Here is a 16717-nt window from a genome sequence, read left to right as displayed (position 1 = left end):
TAGCGAGTAAAACCTGCAACCTCGTGTCAGGTTTAATAAATAGTTTTCAATTGGTCGATTTTCTTGCTCATTTCTTGGCGCACGGAGCGTGGAGATAAGACTTCGATTTGTCCGCCAAAGGAAAGTAGAAAACTATAAAAGCTCTCATTCACTGGGTATTCCCCTTCTACCAGCAAACGCCCATCCTCTGCTTCTTCCACCTGCTCATAATTTTCATAAACCCGATAGGCCAGCTCTGGTGTAAAGGCAAGCCGCACCATTTGCTTCTTTTCGGTATAAATTTTTTGTGGGTCAAGCACTTTTTCTGGTGCGGTTCGTTCAAAGGTTTCAGTAGTTTGCTGGAGCTGCTTGATCCGTTTCAGCTTGAAGAGACGATACGCCTGCTTCTCGCAGCAATACGCATATAAATACCACTCTCTTGCTTTAAAAATCAGCTTTAATGGTTCAACTTTACGATCAGAGCCAAGCTTTCCTCGGCTAAAATAATGAAAACGAAGGCGTGTTTTTTGAAAAATCGCTTTTTGTAAAATCTGAAATTGTTCTTCATTTTGCGGATGCCAATCTGAAAAGTCGATCTCGAGCCAATTCGTGGTTTGTTTCTGAAAAACACTACCCAGTTTTTTTAACAACGCTTGATTGTTTTTCTCATCCACTCCACTTAAACCTTGCAAAGCGGCCAAAATCTGATTTTGTTCTTCTTCTGAAATCAAGGAACGGTTCAATATAAAATTTTCCGACAGGAAGATCCCGCCGCCTTTTCCTTGTGTCGTATAAACAGGAATCCCTGCTGAACTAAGGATGTCAATATCGCGATAGATCGTTCGGATCGAAACCTCGAACTTTTCCGCTAATTCAGGTGCGGTCGTATTGCCTTTATCCATCAAATAATACACCATCTGAAATAATCGATACTCTGCCACACTACTCACCTCCATCATCAGTATAGCATCGTAAACTGGCAAACACGTGTCAGGTTAAAAAAAGACCTTACTTTGCTTGGCTGCAGTAAAGTAAGGACGATGCTGTTTATTAGATAAGTTATCAGAAAAAAGAATAAAGAGATTGCCAAACATACATCCCCTCAACTTTCCCATCTCTATTTCAAAGGTTGATTAGGCTGCAGCAACACTTTCCCGATGCTCTTTCCGTTCTCAAGATAGTCATGTGCTTTTCGTCCCTCCGCTAAAGGAAAAATTGTTGGTTCGCTGATGCTAATTTGTCCTTTAATGAAGTAGCTGAATAAGCGCTCACTACGAACTTTTCTTTCTTCATAGCTGGTCAAATAATCCCAAAGATCTCCCGTTAACAAACTTTTTGATTCAGCCATTAACGCGACTGGATCAATTTTCACTGGATCGCCTCCAGCCATTCCGAAAAAGATGACCTTTCCACGATGCTTGATCAAATCTAAGCTTTGCTGAATGGTAGAACCGACGCCATCATAAGCAGTCGAAAATTGCCCTTTAACCGCTTCAGTCCAATTGTTTTCTCGACTTGGATAAACCTGCTTAACCCCATGAGACAACGCCAATGCCTGTTTCTCTTCAGAAGAGGCAGAACCATAGACTTCTATCCCATCTGCTATCAGCATTTGTGACAATAACTGACCAACGCCGCCGCTAATTCCTGTAATAAAGACTTTCTCGCCGGGATCATTTTTGCCGAGATCATGAGCAAGAAAATCGGCTGTCATCCCCTGCAGTCCAATGCTCGCCGCTAATTTACTGTCGATGTCCGCCGGTAAAGGAATCGCTTGCACACTTGGTACTACGACATATTCCGCATTCGCTAAAGGGACATCGACAAACAGCACTGTTTCTCCAATCGCTTGTTTCGTTACTTTAGAGCCAATTTCAACAACAATGCCTGTACCTTCATAGCCATTTATATAGGGTTTATGTTTTTCAATATGATACTCACCACGGCGGCGATAGATATCGGCAAAGTTCAAACCGATATATGCTACCTGTACTAGAACATCATTTTCCCCGATCACCGGTTTAGGAAGCTCACCATATTGTAAAACGTTACTGTCGCCAAAATTTTCAAAATACAAAGCTTTCATTAACTGTCCCTCTTTTTTATTGATTATTTTCTCAAATATACTATGAAGCTTTTTTTCCGGCAAAGAATCAGATTGCATTTTCTCCCCGCGTTTGATACCTTTGAATGAACACAAATCCTTGAGAGGAGTCCTTTGCCCATGAACTTAGTCACTTTGCCACAGGAATTATCTGTCTATCAGGTTGCAGACCTGAAGGAAATAGATTTCACCCAGCAACCACTTTTTATTAGTGTAACCGAAGAGGAAATATCGGTTGTTTCCGCTACTGCCAATGTCCCTACAAATACGATCAATCGTGAGGACAGTTGGAAAGCCTTCAAGATTGAAGGTGTATTGGATTTCAGCTTAGTTGGAATTTTGGCAAAAATCGCTGCATTGTTAGCAGAGAAGGAAATTAGTATTTTTGCCGTTTCAACCTACAATACGGACTATGTTTTAATTAAGACCGATAAGTTTGATGCTGCCATTACAGCTTTACGTGAAGGTGGATATACTGTCGCATAAACGATTTTTTGCCAAAAAGAGCCTTTTAAGGTTCTTTTTTTATGTATTTTTCATTTTTTAGACTTATCCAGCCTTTTTTCCGAGAAGAAAATAGGACTTTGATTGGACGAAACGCTTTCGCTATTCTCTTATTATGAGAGTGTAGAGATAAAACAGAAATAATCATTCATAATTGGTAAATGTTGCTGGTAGAAATTAGGAGGAATAAAAAATGAAGCGAAATGGTTTAGATATGACGGTAGTAATATTGGGAATTGCTTGCATTGGTTTATTGACAGTGAATCGGTATATTTTACGCCCTTTATGGCAATCAGAATTTCGGACTGAAATGAGACAGGTTAAAAGCGACATCCGAGAAGATGTGAACGACAGCAAAGATGATATTAAAGAAGCGTCTAAAGAAGTAAAGAATGAATTGAAGGAAAGTCGTAAAACAACCAAACTTGAGCTGGCAGAACAGCAACAAGAAATCAAGGAAGAAATGAAAGAAGTGAAAAACGAGCTTAAGGATGGTCTAGAATTGTCGTATTAAAGTCAGCTGATTTTTGTTAATTTACTTGAAAATAATCATCCTATTGAAAAAGACCTTCCTTCGCGAAGGTCTTTTTTATTCGACTTGCTGCCGAATTTTACGTTTCATTTCTGTTTGGAAAAACAAGGTTAAGAGTGTCATCAAGATGGCTCCGACAAAAAAACTGCTTTTAATAATCGTCATCACTTTTGTGTCTGCTAAAAAACCTATGTATGGAAGGTAAAAATGTGGTCGGCCGATCAAATTTCGTTCATGAACAAGTCCCATCTCTGCTTTAACAGAATTGTCTCCTTTAACAAAATAACCGTCTATTTTATTGTCAACCGCTAATACTCGCCGTGTTTTGATCGATTTTCCCTGATTTTCGTAATAAGTGATTGTGTCGCCAACATGAATAGGCTCCATCACATCCTTTACGAAAACAAGTCCGTTCTTTTGATATTCTGGTGCCATTTTATTGTCTGAAATGACATATGGTGTCACATTCAACACTTTTGGAATAACGATTGTCAAAATCGCTAAGAGAAAGATCGAGAAAATCAATACAGCATATACTAGTGTTATTTTTCTGCTTTTCAACACTCGGAACCACCTCCCTTTAAAGGAAAAAACTATCTGTATTCATCATATCACACTCGTCAAAAAAATCTATTTTTTAGTTTCTAATTGAATAAAATTTTGACTGAATATCGCAATGTGTTACTATTATTATTGTATTTAACGATTTTGATTACCTTCCTCCAAATGAAAGGGTGTTGTTTATCATTACCAAACTAAGCAACCAACGCTTTTTAAAATTCTGTTCAAAACAACGATTAATTTTAATAATATTAGTTATTTTAATAGTGATTTCAACTATCACATTAAAAACTATTGACGAACTAAAAAAAACAAACGTTACAGAATTAAAAAAACATTGGACATTTATTGTCAAGAATCATTCTGATTACTATATTTACGGAAACACAGACCAGCGATTGAAAAATGTACAACCGAATAATGCACTTATAATGCAGCAACAGCTAGAGACACCACTCAAAGAACCTCAGCTAGTTGTTCGGTCTAATCATCAGTGGGTCTCGGTAGTTGTCGGAGAGCGGCTCCTTTACAAATATGCCGCTACCGAGAAGCACAAGGAACCAGGCATGCTTCAGACGACCATCCAGCTGCCAAATGATTATCGGAAACACAAGCTGCGGATCATTACGAAGACACCTTATGAATATTACGCTGGGATTCCTGCTCAAGTATTTATCGGAAATTCCACAGAAGTCAGTCGATTCTTTCTGCTTCGTTCACTGCCACAGTTTTTACTTTTAAGTATCTGCTCGGCCTTAATTGTCCTCATGCTGGGCTTGCTTTTTTTAAGACCGAACTATACGAAGAAACAGTTGCTTTCTTCTCTGCTTTTAATCGGTTTTACGTTCTTAATTGGGCTGCAATCAATCGTTCTGAATGTTCCAGCAAGTACCTTGTTCAGTCCGAAAAGCTTGTCGATTCTTTATAATCTGACGGCGATTTTGATTCCGGTTTTTCTAACGAATTACTATTTGCTGCGGACAAAAAAATATCAGCACTACTATCTCTATGGTGTCGGTTCACAGATCACTCTTTTGACTGTCGGAACATTTTGTATTGCTATCGGAAAACTATCTTTACCAATTGCAATGCAGATTTTCAGTGGGTTTAATGTCTTTATGACGTTATACACCTCAGCAATCGCTTTAGCTGAATCTGCCGATCAGAATCGTTTTTATACTATCTGCTCACCAGGAATTATTATGGCTGCATTTGTCCACTGTTTTTTCTACATTCAATTGTTTACAGGCGCTGCAAATCTTACAACAGACTGGCCGTTAGTGCTGTTTACCGCTCTAATGCTTTTAATCTCAGGCTATCATTTTGAAGAAGAAATCAACTATATTCGGAATTATCGAATAAAGCAGCAGGAATTTGCGCAACAGCAACTTATCATAAAAGAAAAGCAAAAGAATCTATTGATGACATTCAACTTATTAGCTGAAAAAGAAGCTGCTAGAAATAAGCCAGCAGCCTCCCTAACCTCTCATCTTCAACAAATGCGAGAGTATTATCAAAAAGAATTCCGTAAACAAGCAAAATTTTTCTCCTGTCAGTACACAGTTGAAGAAGAGACGAACGTGCTAAACGATGAAACATTGTATTTGCTGATCCAACTATTCGAAAAATTTCTAAGCGATCCAAGCTTTGGAACCATCGATATTTTGATCAAACAGGAGCAAAATCAACTAATCATTGAAAGCAATACCAGCGCCTTCACTCACCACTCTCTTGATGAATCCGTCGTCACAGAAACCACGAACGATTCACATCAAGAATTGGAACAAGCGGTTAAACGGTCCAATGGCGAATGGCACTGGCAAAATAAAGAAAAGCAGCAATACTTTAAGATCACACTAACCCTATAAAAAAACGGTCTTTCCAAATGCGGAAAGACCGTTTTTTATTAATAAATTAGTGATAGAAAATCTTCTTTGGTAATATTCCCAAAATAATGTGTCAGATCAATTTCATCGATACATTCTTCTAGTGCTTTTTTATCGTAACGGGTACCGATCAATTGGTTTTCAACATCCTTGATCTCACCTAAACCGAAGAAATCACCGAAAATCTTGGCTTTTTCAATTTCACCATTGGCAACATCCAAACGAACTTCGATTGAACCAATGGGGAAACGTTTTTGTCGTTCCAAGTTGAATTCTGGCGAACGTCCATAGTTCCAATCCCAATTCTTATAGTATTCCTCCGAAATTTGGTTAATGTCTTTCCAGTCTTCCTCATTCAACTCATGAGTCTTCACCTGATCCACACTATCAACACCAAAAATTTGTAAAAGAATTGCTTGACGAAATTCTTCTGTCGTCATTGCTTGCTTATCTTTAGGTAAATAATCTTTAATGTTCGTCACACGGGAACGGATCGACTTGATGCCCTTTGATGCGATCTTATCCTTTTTCACCTTTAATGCATTCACAACTTCATCAATATCACTATCAAACATTAAGGTGCCATGAGCAAACATCCGGCCATTGGTTGAGTACATGGCATTACCAGAGAATTTCTTGTCCTCAATCACAAGGTCATTCCGCCCCTTTAGTTGCGCACCCTCAATCCCCAGCTTATGCAAGGCTTCAACGATTGGTTCCGTTAATTTTTTGAAATCTCTAAAGGAGTTGCCGTCATCTGGCATAATAAAACTAAAATTTAAATTTCCAAAATCATGATACACAGCGCCTCCGCCACTTAATCGGCGAACAACATGGATACCTTTTTCATCAACATATTCTTTATTGATTTCCTCAATCGTATTTTGATTACGACCAATGATAATCGAGGGTTCATTGATGTAAAAAAGCAAGATTGGTTCATCTAGAGGCATATTTTGTAATAAATACGTCTCAATAGCAAGATTTACTCGTGGATCACGTTCTTTGTCATTTGGTACATATAACATAGTTCCAACTCCTAACCCCTATTAAGGAATAAATTCGTTTAAATCTCAAAAACTTTATGCGGCTGAGCCAACTCGACAGGAATTTTCCCGCTAGCTGCTGCAGCTTGTCGACGCAGCTCTTCTAAATCGCCATGTTGCGGTAAATGAGTCAGAATTAACTTTTTAACTGCCGCATTTTTCGCAAATGTCCCAGCTTCGCCTGCGGTAAAATGTGCTTTATGTTTTTCGTTGCCGTCAAATAAGTAGGTGTCAGCTAAGAATAGATCCGCCTTTTTAGCAAACTCATTAAAGGATTCCAGATAACCTGAATCTCCTGTAAACACAAAAACAGCACCTGTTTTTTCTTCCACAAAACGCATCGCATAGCAAGGCACTGGATGAATCGTCTTCATAAACGTAACAAGAAACGGTCCAAGTTTCAATTCTTCTGCTTCAAAGTAAGCACGGCCTTCAGTAACACCATCCATTGTCAAATCGTTAAAATGAAATTCATCTTCCGTATGTCCATAAATCGGCAAAATAGGCTTTGGTGTTTGTGTTGGATACAGCTGCCAATAATATTGCAGCACTCCAAGATCCGCAATATGATCGTGATGATAATGAGATAAAATCACTGCATCCAAATCCAACGGATCAAGTTCCTTTTCCAATTCTACAAGAGTCGAACTGCCAGCATCCAACAATAAGTTAAATCCGTCAGCCTGCAGCAAATAACTGCTGGTTCCTTGACCTTCATACGGATACGCGCCTAAACAACCGAGTACGGTCAGTTTCATGCTAATTCCCCCTGATCAATTTTTTCCTTTAACGCTTGATCATAAAAAGCAGCACTTGCCGTATTTACATAGACTGCTACAAAAAGCAAACCCACGATCAATGCGACAAATCCTAAAATGTACCAGCCAATAAATGATAGTTGTAATAAGATATATTTCCCCCAGCGATCCTTTAATAAGATCCACGCACGCTTGATGCAATCGCCGACGCTCAAATCAGGATAATCAAATTTTACCCAAACAGCAAATTTAAAGATGATACTAATAATTGTTGTTACAAGTAAAAATAGTAACGTTGAGATGACATAAAGTCCTAATACACCAATGTTCATCAGCGTAGAAACACTTTCTGTGTTCGTTGTTAATCCACCAGTTGAAATCAGCGATACATATACACTGCTACCAGCTTGCAGCAGTAACGGGATGAAAAAGATCGCTGCCAAAACATATTGTACAATTTGGGAAAGAATATTGATAATCATCAATGGAACATAATAGCCCTGCTGAAAAACAACAAAAATTTGACCTAATTCAGCTCGACCACCCCGCACGACATACAAGCTGACATAATATAATGAGTAGCTAAAAGCAAAAAGTACTAAAATACCTAATAAAAATGAGATTCCTAACTGAATATTCGTATTATCAGTCATCGTAGAAACATTACTAATTGCTCCTGTCAGCAGCCCGACAATCACTACTAACCCTACATTAATTCCCCATTGACCATTAAGACGGTCTTTGGCTGTTTGACGATATTCACTAAGACGCATAAAGACACTCCTTCTTCGTTTTGTTGACCTTGATTAGCATGAATCGACTGCTCTCTGGCTTTGAACAGAATAATCTGACTAAAGTTGGACTGATATCCTTTTCCAAAGGCAGCAGCATCTTCCTATGACTCTGCTAATTTGGCTATTTCTTCGTTTAATTTCTTTATTTTTTGTTCAATCCGTTGTTTTTCAGGTGCAATCGGAACATTCGCAAAGGTTAATCGCTTAAATGTTTGCAATTCCTTTTTCAAGTGATCCACTTCTGTACGTTTTGTATCTATCTTCGTAGTCAAATCGCATTTCTCCTTTGACAGGAACCAAGGGACATAAAACAAACAACAACCTGTTTTAGTTAAAAAATTAGTAATTCTTGATTTCTCCAACTGTATCATAGTCTAAACGAGCAACAACTTCCGTCACTAATTTGACGGTATTAAAATAATCCTCTTCGTGAATAATTGATGTATGTGAATGCAAGTAACGGACTGGTACTGTGATAGCTAATGAAGGAACACCATCACGCGTCAAGTGCATTTGACCAGCATCGGTTCCGCCGCCGGCAATCACTGTATACTGGAATGGAATTTCTAATTCTTCAGCAACATCGATCACGAAATCCAATAATTTTTTATGAGGAACCATAGATGCATCATAGATCAAAATTTGCGGTCCTTTTCCCAGTACCGAATCTGCCTCTTTTGGTGTCATCCCTGGTGTGTCACCCGCAGTACCTGTATCTAAAGCAAAGGCGATGTCTGGATTCACAATATGCGAACTTGTTCGAGCACCCCGTAAACCAACTTCCTCTTGTACATCACTGCCGGCAAACAGTACATTATGATGCTCCCGTTTTGATAAATTCTCCAACACACGCAAAGCCACAGCCGTGCCAATCCGATTATCCCACGCTTTTGCTAGTAAGAATTTTGAATCATTCATTCGTTGATATTGGATATATGGTGTGACCATATCACCAGGGCGAATCCCCCATTCTTTGGCTTCATCATCACTTGACGCACCAATATCAATAAACATGTCTTTGATTTCGAATGGTCGTTTCCGAGCTTCTGGCGTCAACACATGTGGTGGTTTAGAACCAATCACACCATGAATAACCTTGCCTTTACGCGTTTTAATTTCGACCTGCTGCGCCAACATTACTTGATTCCACCAGCCACCAATCGTTTGAAATTCTAAAAAGCCTTTTTCGGTGATCTTGGTAACCATAAAGCCGACTTCATCTAAATGACCCGAAATAAAGACTTTCGGTCCGCCTCCGCCACCATGCTTGGCGATAACACTGCCTAGTCCGTCAAAGAAAATATCGTCAGCAAAATCCTTCGCATAATTTTTAAAGACTTCTCTGACCTCATCTTCATTTCCAGCGATGCCACGTGCTGAAGTTAAATCGATCAACAACTGCTCTTCCTGTTTTTCCACTCTTACTCCTCCTGCTTTGCTAAAAAATATAATTGCTTTGTGTTTGACTATCTAAAAAAATAATCGTTCAAATTCTCTTATAACGAGAAAGCTGGATAGCGTTTATCCATAAATTAGTATACCATTGTCAAAAAATTCTGCGTAGTATGTTGTATAATCACTACGAGGTGATGAAATGACACGTTTGTTGGCGATTGAATTAACTATGATGGTCATGCTGGAAAATGAAGCAGGGGAAATCTTGGTACAGGATCGAAAGAAGAAGGATTGGCCCGGCTGGACTTTTCCTGGTGGTCATGTGGAAAAAGAAGAAGGCAGCTATGAGGCTACTTTAAGAGAAATTGAAGAAGAAACTGGATTGGTGATCCAACCAGTTCTGCGAGGAACTGCTGAATGGAACAACTTAGCTAAGGAGACTCGTGAGCTGGCATTTCTTTATACGGCGACAGTCAAAAAGCGAACCGTTCCCAAAGATCTCTTATGGGTCAAAAAAACTGATTTAAACACACATAAGCTTGCAGGAACCTTGACCGAGTTACTACCAATCTTTTTCGGTGAAGAACAACAGATTTACTTTGATGTATAAAAATCAGCGTATCCTATTGCGGACACGCTGATTTTCCTTATACTTGAACCTTTTTATAAGCCAAACTTCCCTTTTCTCGCATCGTAATCAAATGGATCACCCAAAATGCTGCCGCAAATGCTAATAGCACGCCAGATTGGAATAGGAATTTATCCAGGAAGGCTTGATTGAAATCCACTGTTTTTCCGATTAATTCATTATTCTGGGCAAACCAATAGGTCGGGGTGAAAGCAGCAATTTTATTTACTACGTCTGGTAAAAACTCGCTTGGTACAAAGATACCGCCGACAAAACAGCTACCCATAATAAAGATATTATTGACCCCCGAAATTGCATCCTCATTTTTCATAATACTGGTAACCATAATCGAAAAGCCTACGATTGCTACAAAAAATGACACTGTATTGATCACGAAGTACCCTACTACCTGATCAAAACTGTTTCTAGTAACCAACATAACGAAGGCTAAAAATAGTACTAGACAAAAGATTGAGTAAAGTAAATTGCCAGTTGAGATTTTTCGTGACAGTTTTCGTCGCGATATAGGAGAACAGCTATTCCGACGACTGATTTCCTCGCGATTAAAGGCTAAATTTATCACTGCATAACCACTGAAAATCGACATAAACATCCCATAAGCCAATAGATTGTATATTTGACCCGAAACACGCTGTTTTTTCTTTTTATGATAGGTCGAATCAAAATTTACTTTTCCATCTTCTTTCAACGTTATCTGCGTTTTCTTTAGCAAGTCCTTTTGGCTGTCTTCCGGCATTTGTTTTTGATAGGTTAAATAGGTGTTTATAAAATTATTGACCGTCGTATCTACTAATGATTTAGAAAAGGTTGCCGGACGCGTCTTACTGGCTAATTTAACACCTTCTCCTTGTGCTAATTTCTCAGAAAAGTCTTTGGGGATTTCTAAAATATATTCTACTTCATCAAAATAGAGCGCATCGTCTAATGCTTTTTGCGAAGTATCCTTCAGCGTAATAAGATTATGCTGCTTAGCTAAATAATCAACGAAGCCTTTTTCGATTGCTGAATCATCCTCTGAAAGGATCGCAATTTTTGCCCCGGTTAATTTTTCCGCGTCTTTGGTTAGTTGCCCAGCGTAGAAAAAGGTGATCACAGCCATGATGATGATTCCTAGCAGCAAACTGCCCTTTTTTCTTTTTAAAATTTCCAGAATTGCTTTATAAGTGGTCATATTGCACCTTCCTTTCAAAAGAATAATTAAGCAGGATAAACACCACGCCAAATCCAATCAGCCAAATCAAATTGGTATAAAACGGCTTCAATGATTGATAGTAGAATAATTGGTAGAGACTTTCACTGATTAAATTAACGATATTAATCCGGCCTAAAAACGGCAGATTCACATCGATCCAATATTTAATTGACTGGGAACCCATCATTCCAGCTAGGAAACTCATAATCATAGAAATTGATATCCCGATCGAAATTTTTTGTTGAAAATCCAGTTTTGAAAACACATTACCAATTAAGGTTCCAAATGAAATAGAGGTAAAGGCACCTAAAGCGCAGACAAGCAATATATAGTTCCAATGATCACCAAACTCAACTTGATAAACAAATCGATAAAACATCAAAATCAAAACTGTTTGGACAAAGAATAGGACAAAGCTTGCCAGCATATTGGCAAACGAAACAAGTAATTTATTTCGAGGAATCAGACATAAGCGGATACCTTCAGGTGATTGATTGGCCTGCTGGTCATTTGCATTGCGCAGCCCCCACATGAATCCATACATGATCGTCATACCGACTAATGTAAAGAAGTAGAAGGATTTCAAATTGAAATTACCAGTACCATTTCCATCTTTTATATAGCTCTCCTGCTGAAGCAGCTGGCTGACCTCTTGCGGTTGAACCTTCCCAGTTGCCAATAAGGTTTCTACCTTTTTCGTATTTTGTAAATATTGATTCAATACTTCTTTTAAAACGGTCTGCTGTGTGTCGCTTTTACTGACAAACAGCTCAATCTCTTTTTCATCAATTGTAAAATAACCGGAAAGCTTATCATCGGATAACTGCTCTTGAGCTTTTTTCTTAGTCATTACTCGGCTTTTAAAAACCACTTTGCCATCCTGTTTGATTTCCTTTAACACATTTTCAAAGCGTTTTTGATTGGCTTCATTAGTAGAAACAATTCCAACTGTTGATTGTTCTATCCCACCAATCTTATCGAGATCGCCAAAGGCTAGATTAAACAGCAGACCTAATACTATGGGAAAAGCAAAGGTCCAAAAAAGCAAGCTGCGATTTCTTAACAGAACACGTAATCGATACGTAAACAAACGAATAAACATCTTAGCTCCCCCCTAATCTCTCAATTCTTTTCCGGTAATTTCTAAAAAGACATCATTTAATGTCGCTTCTTGTGTATGAATATTGGCGTACATAATTTTTTCAACTTCGAAATAATTTAAAATTGGCAGCAAGGCTTCCTTCAGCTCTTTCGTCGTCACACTTAAATAGTTTTCATCATAAATTACTTCGATAATTGATGGAAAAGCTCCTACCGCCTCAACTTGTTCTTGAGATAGCCCCGGAACTTCAATAATCAGTTTTTCATTCTCACGAACCATGTTTTTCAATTGTTCTTTGCTGCCTTCTGCAATCACTTGTCCTTGGTCAATAATAACGATATGGTTACACAAAATCTCGACCTCTTCCATATAATGCGTCGTATAAACGATCGTCGCACCCAGTCGATTTAACTCCTTGATACTATCCAAAATTTTGTTTCGGCTTTGGGGATCAACTGCGACAGTTGGTTCATCTAAAAAAATCAATTCCGGCTTATGAACAATCCCGCAAGCAATGTTCAACCGTCGTTTCAATCCGCCGCTCAGCTGTTTCGGATAAAATTTACGAAACTCCTCTAAGCCAACAAGCTGGATCACTTCTTCAACATATTGTTCGCGTTTAGACTTTTCTTGAACGTACAATCCACAAAAATAGTTGATATTATCCGTTACTGTCAATTCTTCAAAGAAGGCTATTTCCTGAGGGACAACCCCGATCTTTTGCTTAATGCTATACTTTTCCGGTCCCATTTCTTCTCCAAAAATCTTGATTGATCCGCGATCATAGGTCAATAATGAAAGAATACAATTGATAGTAGTGGATTTGCCGCTGCCATTTGGACCAAGCAATCCCAATATCTCTCCTTTTTTTACAGATAAATTTAAATGATTCAAGGCGGTGAAATCCCCATAACGTTTTACTAAGTTCTCGATTTCGATCAACATTTGAAAAACCCCTTTTCCTTTTCTTCTTACATTTACTATAATGAAAATAAGCATTTGCTTGTAGTGAGTTTGCGCCAATCATACGATGACAAATGTCATTTGATCCATACAAATTTCTATCTAAATCAAATGATTCAATGTTTGATGATGCAAATCGAACCTATTTTCCAGTAATCTGAGAAATAAATCCTTTAATACAAAGTAGGAGCCGCAATGAAAAATTTAAATAGTTATTCAATAGATTTTTTCTTTTTAGAATTAATTGGTATCCTGCTGCTTTTTCAACAGGATTTTAAACCGCAAATGGTAGTTTATTTGTTGGCTAGTATCCTCTTAGCTGGTCCCGCTCTATTGCTGAAGAAGGCTTTAGGGCAAGCATTAGGCGTTTTTCCTTTACTAATCCTGAGTTTTTTCTGGCCGCCCCTGCTCCTTTTCTTGCCCGCTAACCTGCGGATCGCTTGGCGCGAAGAGATTATTTGGAGCTGGGCGCTAATCGTCTTAGCAGTTCCCTTATTGCAAGATACCTACTCTTCACCAGAGCGTATGCTGATTATACTTTTGAGTAGCTTCGCGATCCTTTTAGCCTGGCGTGGAAAAAAACAGGTCGAAGTAAAAGAAGCCTTGCTGCAATTAAAGGATGACAGTTGGGAAAAGCAAGAACTGTTGAAACTGAAAAATCAGGAGCTAATCCAATCGCAGGAAACCTTCATCGATTTAGAAATTTCCGAAGAACGAAATCGGATCGCTCGCGACATTCATGATAATGTAGGCCATCTGCTATCTAGTGCGATTATTCAGCTTGGCGCGATTGAAGCGATCAATCAATCGGAGAAGTTAAAAAAACCGTTGAACCAATTACGGACAACGATTCATACAGGGATGGATAATATTCGCGAAAGTGTTCATGATCTTCACGAGACCTCACTTTCCTTTTCGAAGGGACTTGAGTTGTTAATAGCAGATTTTCAATTTTGTGAAGTGGAGATTCGAGGGAATATTCCAGAAGGTATGGATCAGGAGCAGGAACGAACACTGCTTATGGTGCTTAAGGAAGCATTTGCTAATGTGATGAAACATAGCAATGCTAGCAATGTAACACTTTCATTTAACGAGCTACCTGCCTTTTATCGACTGCAAATTCTTGATAATGGAACACTTGCTAAGAAAAGTGGAGATGGCATTGGGTTAAAAAGCATGCGTCAGCGCGTAGAACAAATTAACGGACAGCTTCACGTCTCACAAACTCCGGATAATTTTCTGATTCACATTGTTTTGCCAAAAGATAGTCAACCATCCTTTCACAATCACCATCGAACAAGAAAATAATATTCTATCCTGCTAGGAGGAGGTATGTCATGATTCGCGTTGTTGTTGTTGATGACGATCCGTTAGTAACGGAATCATTGAAAACTATTTTAGAAATATCTGATGAAATACACGTTGTTGGTACCGGAAATTCTGCACCAGAAGCCGTCAAACTCTATTTGCAGGAACGACCGGACGTTCTATTAACAGATATTCGCATGGGAAATAGCACCGGTATCGAAGCCGCAAAAGCGATTTTTAAACAGGTGCCAGAAGCCGTCATCCTATTACTGACGACTTTTTCCGATGATGAATATATCCGAGAAGCCCTGCAGATCGGTGTCAAAGGCTATTTAATCAAGCAGGAGCTGGGCAGTATCGTTCCTGCAATCAAAGCTGTATACAATGGGCAGACAGTTTTTGGAACAGAGATCGTTGGAAAATTAGCTTCGATCTTAACAGATCAATCTCCTCAAAAACAACCAGTCATTGACTTATCTGAAAGAGAGGAAAGCATTCTCATTGCAGTGGCAAATGGCAAAAACAACAAAGAGATCGCCCAAGAGCTCTTCTTAAGTGAAGGCACTGTTCGTAACAACATCAGTCAGCTATTAGATAAATTAGGAGTTCGTGACCGAACACAGCTAGCGATCTTCTATTATAAAAATTATCAATAAGAATTGACTAGAGTCCTAAAGAATATTTTTCTTTGGGCTCTTTTATTCTGCCATTTGAAGAGGCAAAAACTATACGCACCTAAAATTAAATCACTCATCTTCTCTTCTTCTTAATACTACTCTCCTTATTTTTCCCATTGTGCTCTTTCTGATACCAATTCTCAATCAAACTCTGGACATAAGCCTCTTTATGCGTAAGCAATCTCTTCTTTTTAGTCCTCTGCGGTTTTGTCGTTGGTGGAGCAGAAACATCGTCTATGGTTTTCGGTGTAACTTTGTCTTTTAACAACGTTTGTGAACTCTGCGATTCTATCACAGGTTCGAGAAAAGATTTCTGGATTTCCAGTTCATCATCTGCTGGTTCTTCCGTCTCTTCTTCAGTAAATATAACACGGATATTTTCCAAACTAACCACATCAGGATGTCCGACGCGAACCATTGTCAGTAAATCCTGATCATTCATCGTACTCAGATCAACACCTGCTGGCACAACGATCTCGATCGTCTTCACTTCTGGTGTTTCTACTTCTGAATTTAAGACACACTCTTCCTGTTGATCTGCTGGTTGTTCCACCTGATCGACTTCTACAACTGTCTCTTTAAATGTCTCTTTTGTTCCCGGACGCTTTGCTTGAATAAATTTTACAAATCGTCTTACACCAGCAGCTGTCTCAAAGAGTGCCACAGTCGTTAGGATTTCCAGAAGTTCAGAAGTTTCTGCCCTTGAGCGTGTTTCGTCTGCATCCGCAATTGTTAAGGTATGCTTTTTACCTGACGCGTCTTCAAAGGCAGAAATGATCCGAAGAGTCAGCGCTGAATTCTGAGCCTTCTCTGTTCCAGGAGTATCTAAAAGTTTTTTATTTGAACGAGCTTCTTCGGTTAAACGATAGTATTCCTTTTTGTCGTTAAACAAGCGATGAACGACCTTATCCCAATCTCCGCTTTTTTTGAAATAATCTTTAAAATAGGCGCAGTATTCACGCAGCACATCACTAGGCTCCGCTGTCAGAAACACCTCACAAACCAATTCTTGGCAAAGAAAAGAAAAATCACTAACAACAAGCGAATTTCGTACCATGACAACTACAAGGTATTTAATGAATGTAGCAACATCTTGAGAAAATTTAAAATAGCTAGTAATTTTCGCCTCAAGTGTGGCTCTTTTTACACCAAACAATGTTCTTTGTAATAACGGTTTTTTCTGCTCAATTGTTTTCATTAAGAAATGCTCCTTCCAGCGATGTATGCGCTTTTTTATAATAAAATTATAACATTATCAATAAAACAA

Annotated in this window: 18 protein-coding genes; 6 read left to right on the top strand and 12 right to left on the bottom strand. The window is 38.7% G+C overall.

The annotated features are described in order from the left end of the window. Positions 1 to 32: 32 nt before the first annotated feature. Together AUF14_RS01505 and AUF14_RS01500 are read right to left on the bottom strand one after the other, a co-directional pair. Complete coding sequence (locus AUF14_RS01505) at positions 33 to 920, bottom strand: helix-turn-helix transcriptional regulator (RefSeq protein WP_016180864.1); 888 nt, start codon at positions 918 to 920, stop codon at positions 33 to 35. A gap of 176 nt (positions 921 to 1096) precedes the next feature. Further along, entirely contained in the window at positions 1097 to 2065 is a 969-nt protein-coding gene (locus tag AUF14_RS01500) for a zinc-binding dehydrogenase (RefSeq protein ID WP_016180866.1), read from the bottom strand. Positions 2066 to 2203: 138 nt separating this feature from the next. On the opposite strand from AUF14_RS01500, the gene AUF14_RS01495 reads away from it, so the two are divergent. Next, a complete protein-coding gene (locus AUF14_RS01495) occupies positions 2204 to 2569 on the top strand; it encodes an ACT domain-containing protein (protein ID WP_016180867.1) in 366 nt (121 codons plus the stop codon). Positions 2570 to 2780: 211 nt separating this feature from the next. After that, entirely contained in the window at positions 2781 to 3101 is a 321-nt protein-coding gene (locus AUF14_RS01490) for a YtxH domain-containing protein (protein ID WP_016180868.1), read from the top strand. 75 nt (positions 3102 to 3176) lie between these two features. Here the strand turns inward: AUF14_RS01490 and AUF14_RS01485 are convergent, their stop codons facing one another. Further along, on the bottom strand, positions 3177 to 3683 hold the full coding sequence (locus tag AUF14_RS01485) for a S26 family signal peptidase (RefSeq protein WP_016180869.1): 507 nt from the start codon (positions 3681 to 3683) through the stop codon (positions 3177 to 3179). 395 nt (positions 3684 to 4078) lie between these two features. Between AUF14_RS01485 and AUF14_RS01480 the strand changes: the two genes are divergently transcribed. Next, entirely contained in the window at positions 4079 to 5548 is a 1470-nt protein-coding gene (locus AUF14_RS01480; protein ID WP_225844242.1) for an MFS transporter, read from the top strand. 38 nt (positions 5549 to 5586) lie between these two features. On the opposite strand, the gene AUF14_RS01475 is transcribed toward AUF14_RS01480, so the two are convergent. The 5 genes from AUF14_RS01475 to AUF14_RS01460 all read right to left on the bottom strand — a co-directional run bounded on the left by AUF14_RS01475 (position 5587) and on the right by AUF14_RS01460 (position 9583). Further along, positions 5587 to 6594 carry a lipoate--protein ligase gene (locus tag AUF14_RS01475; RefSeq protein WP_016180871.1) on the bottom strand — a complete coding sequence of 336 codons (1008 nt, stop codon included), beginning with the start codon at positions 6592 to 6594 and terminating at the stop codon, positions 5587 to 5589. 38 nt (positions 6595 to 6632) lie between these two features. Further along, positions 6633 to 7370 (bottom strand): MBL fold metallo-hydrolase, encoded by a 738-nt coding sequence (locus AUF14_RS01470; RefSeq protein ID WP_016180872.1) that lies wholly within the window; start codon positions 7368 to 7370, stop codon positions 6633 to 6635. Beyond that, positions 7367 to 8143 carry a DUF975 family protein gene (locus AUF14_RS01465; RefSeq protein ID WP_016180873.1) on the bottom strand — a complete coding sequence of 259 codons (777 nt, stop codon included), beginning with the start codon at positions 8141 to 8143 and terminating at the stop codon, positions 7367 to 7369. Before AUF14_RS01465 ends, AUF14_RS01470 begins: the two co-directional genes overlap by 4 nt. Before the next feature lie 122 nt (positions 8144 to 8265). Further along, complete coding sequence (locus AUF14_RS22410) at positions 8266 to 8436, bottom strand: hypothetical protein (RefSeq protein ID WP_016180874.1); 171 nt, start codon at positions 8434 to 8436, stop codon at positions 8266 to 8268. 67 nt (positions 8437 to 8503) lie between these two features. Then, positions 8504 to 9583 carry a M42 family metallopeptidase gene (locus AUF14_RS01460; protein ID WP_016180875.1) on the bottom strand — a complete coding sequence of 360 codons (1080 nt, stop codon included), beginning with the start codon at positions 9581 to 9583 and terminating at the stop codon, positions 8504 to 8506. Between the two features lie 175 nt (positions 9584 to 9758). Between AUF14_RS01460 and AUF14_RS01455 the strand changes: the two genes are divergently transcribed. Beyond that, positions 9759 to 10169, top strand: coding sequence for an NUDIX domain-containing protein (locus AUF14_RS01455; protein ID WP_016180876.1), 411 nt, complete (start codon positions 9759 to 9761; stop codon positions 10167 to 10169). A gap of 37 nt (positions 10170 to 10206) precedes the next feature. On the opposite strand, the gene AUF14_RS01450 is transcribed toward AUF14_RS01455, so the two are convergent. The 3 genes from AUF14_RS01450 to AUF14_RS01440 are packed head-to-tail and all read right to left on the bottom strand — an operon-like array spanning position 10207 to position 13447. Continuing rightward, a complete protein-coding gene (locus tag AUF14_RS01450) occupies positions 10207 to 11379 on the bottom strand; it encodes an ABC transporter permease (RefSeq protein ID WP_016180877.1) in 1173 nt (390 codons plus the stop codon). Continuing rightward, positions 11366 to 12502 (bottom strand): ABC transporter permease, encoded by a 1137-nt coding sequence (locus AUF14_RS01445; protein ID WP_016180878.1) that lies wholly within the window; start codon positions 12500 to 12502, stop codon positions 11366 to 11368. The genes AUF14_RS01450 and AUF14_RS01445 overlap by 14 nt, the downstream gene beginning before the upstream one ends. A 12-nt stretch (positions 12503 to 12514) precedes the next feature. Next, positions 12515 to 13447, bottom strand: coding sequence for an ABC transporter ATP-binding protein (locus AUF14_RS01440; RefSeq protein WP_016180879.1), 933 nt, complete (start codon positions 13445 to 13447; stop codon positions 12515 to 12517). Between the two features lie 213 nt (positions 13448 to 13660). On the opposite strand from AUF14_RS01440, the gene AUF14_RS01435 reads away from it, so the two are divergent. Together AUF14_RS01435 and AUF14_RS01430 are read left to right on the top strand one after the other, a co-directional pair. Continuing rightward, a complete protein-coding gene (locus AUF14_RS01435; RefSeq protein ID WP_016180880.1) occupies positions 13661 to 14773 on the top strand; it encodes a sensor histidine kinase in 1113 nt (370 codons plus the stop codon). Between the two features lie 29 nt (positions 14774 to 14802). Next, positions 14803 to 15429 carry a response regulator transcription factor gene (locus AUF14_RS01430; protein ID WP_016180881.1) on the top strand — a complete coding sequence of 209 codons (627 nt, stop codon included), beginning with the start codon at positions 14803 to 14805 and terminating at the stop codon, positions 15427 to 15429. A gap of 94 nt (positions 15430 to 15523) precedes the next feature. On the opposite strand, the gene AUF14_RS01425 is transcribed toward AUF14_RS01430, so the two are convergent. After that, positions 15524 to 16648, bottom strand: a complete 1125-nt coding sequence (locus AUF14_RS01425; protein ID WP_016180882.1) for a hypothetical protein — start codon at positions 16646 to 16648, stop codon at positions 15524 to 15526. Between the last annotated feature and the right edge of the window lie 69 nt (positions 16649 to 16717).

This window comes from Enterococcus avium (assembly GCF_002891025.1).
In the GTDB taxonomy this organism is placed as follows: Bacteria; Bacillota; Bacilli; order Lactobacillales; family Enterococcaceae; genus Enterococcus_A; species Enterococcus_A avium.
The sequence above is the reverse complement of the archived record's forward strand: the minus strand, read 5'-3'. Positions and strand labels throughout refer to the sequence as shown.

Bases quoted from the DNA above. Each gene is read 5' to 3' on its own strand.
- AUF14_RS01500 (WP_016180866.1), bottom strand. From the start codon at position 2,065: ATGAAAGCTTTGTATTTTGAAAATTTTGGCGACAGTAACGTTTTACAA.
- AUF14_RS01495 (WP_016180867.1), top strand. From the start codon at position 2,204: ATGAACTTAGTCACTTTGCCACAGGAATTATCTGTCTATCAGGTTGCA.
- AUF14_RS01490 (WP_016180868.1), top strand. From the start codon at position 2,781: ATGAAGCGAAATGGTTTAGATATGACGGTAGTAATATTGGGAATTGCT.
- AUF14_RS01475 (WP_016180871.1), bottom strand. From the start codon at position 6,594: ATGTTATATGTACCAAATGACAAAGAACGTGATCCACGAGTAAATCTT.
- AUF14_RS01470 (WP_016180872.1), bottom strand. From the start codon at position 7,370: ATGAAACTGACCGTACTCGGTTGTTTAGGCGCGTATCCGTATGAAGGT.
- AUF14_RS01465 (WP_016180873.1), bottom strand. From the start codon at position 8,143: ATGCGTCTTAGTGAATATCGTCAAACAGCCAAAGACCGTCTTAATGGT.
- AUF14_RS01455 (WP_016180876.1), top strand. From the start codon at position 9,759: ATGACACGTTTGTTGGCGATTGAATTAACTATGATGGTCATGCTGGAA.
- AUF14_RS01450 (WP_016180877.1), bottom strand. From the start codon at position 11,379: ATGACCACTTATAAAGCAATTCTGGAAATTTTAAAAAGAAAAAAGGGC.
- AUF14_RS01445 (WP_016180878.1), bottom strand. From the start codon at position 12,502: ATGTTTATTCGTTTGTTTACGTATCGATTACGTGTTCTGTTAAGAAAT.
- AUF14_RS01440 (WP_016180879.1), bottom strand. From the start codon at position 13,447: ATGTTGATCGAAATCGAGAACTTAGTAAAACGTTATGGGGATTTCACC.
- AUF14_RS01435 (WP_016180880.1), top strand. From the start codon at position 13,661: ATGAAAAATTTAAATAGTTATTCAATAGATTTTTTCTTTTTAGAATTA.
- AUF14_RS01430 (WP_016180881.1), top strand. From the start codon at position 14,803: ATGATTCGCGTTGTTGTTGTTGATGACGATCCGTTAGTAACGGAATCA.
- AUF14_RS01425 (WP_016180882.1), bottom strand. From the start codon at position 16,648: ATGAAAACAATTGAGCAGAAAAAACCGTTATTACAAAGAACATTGTTT.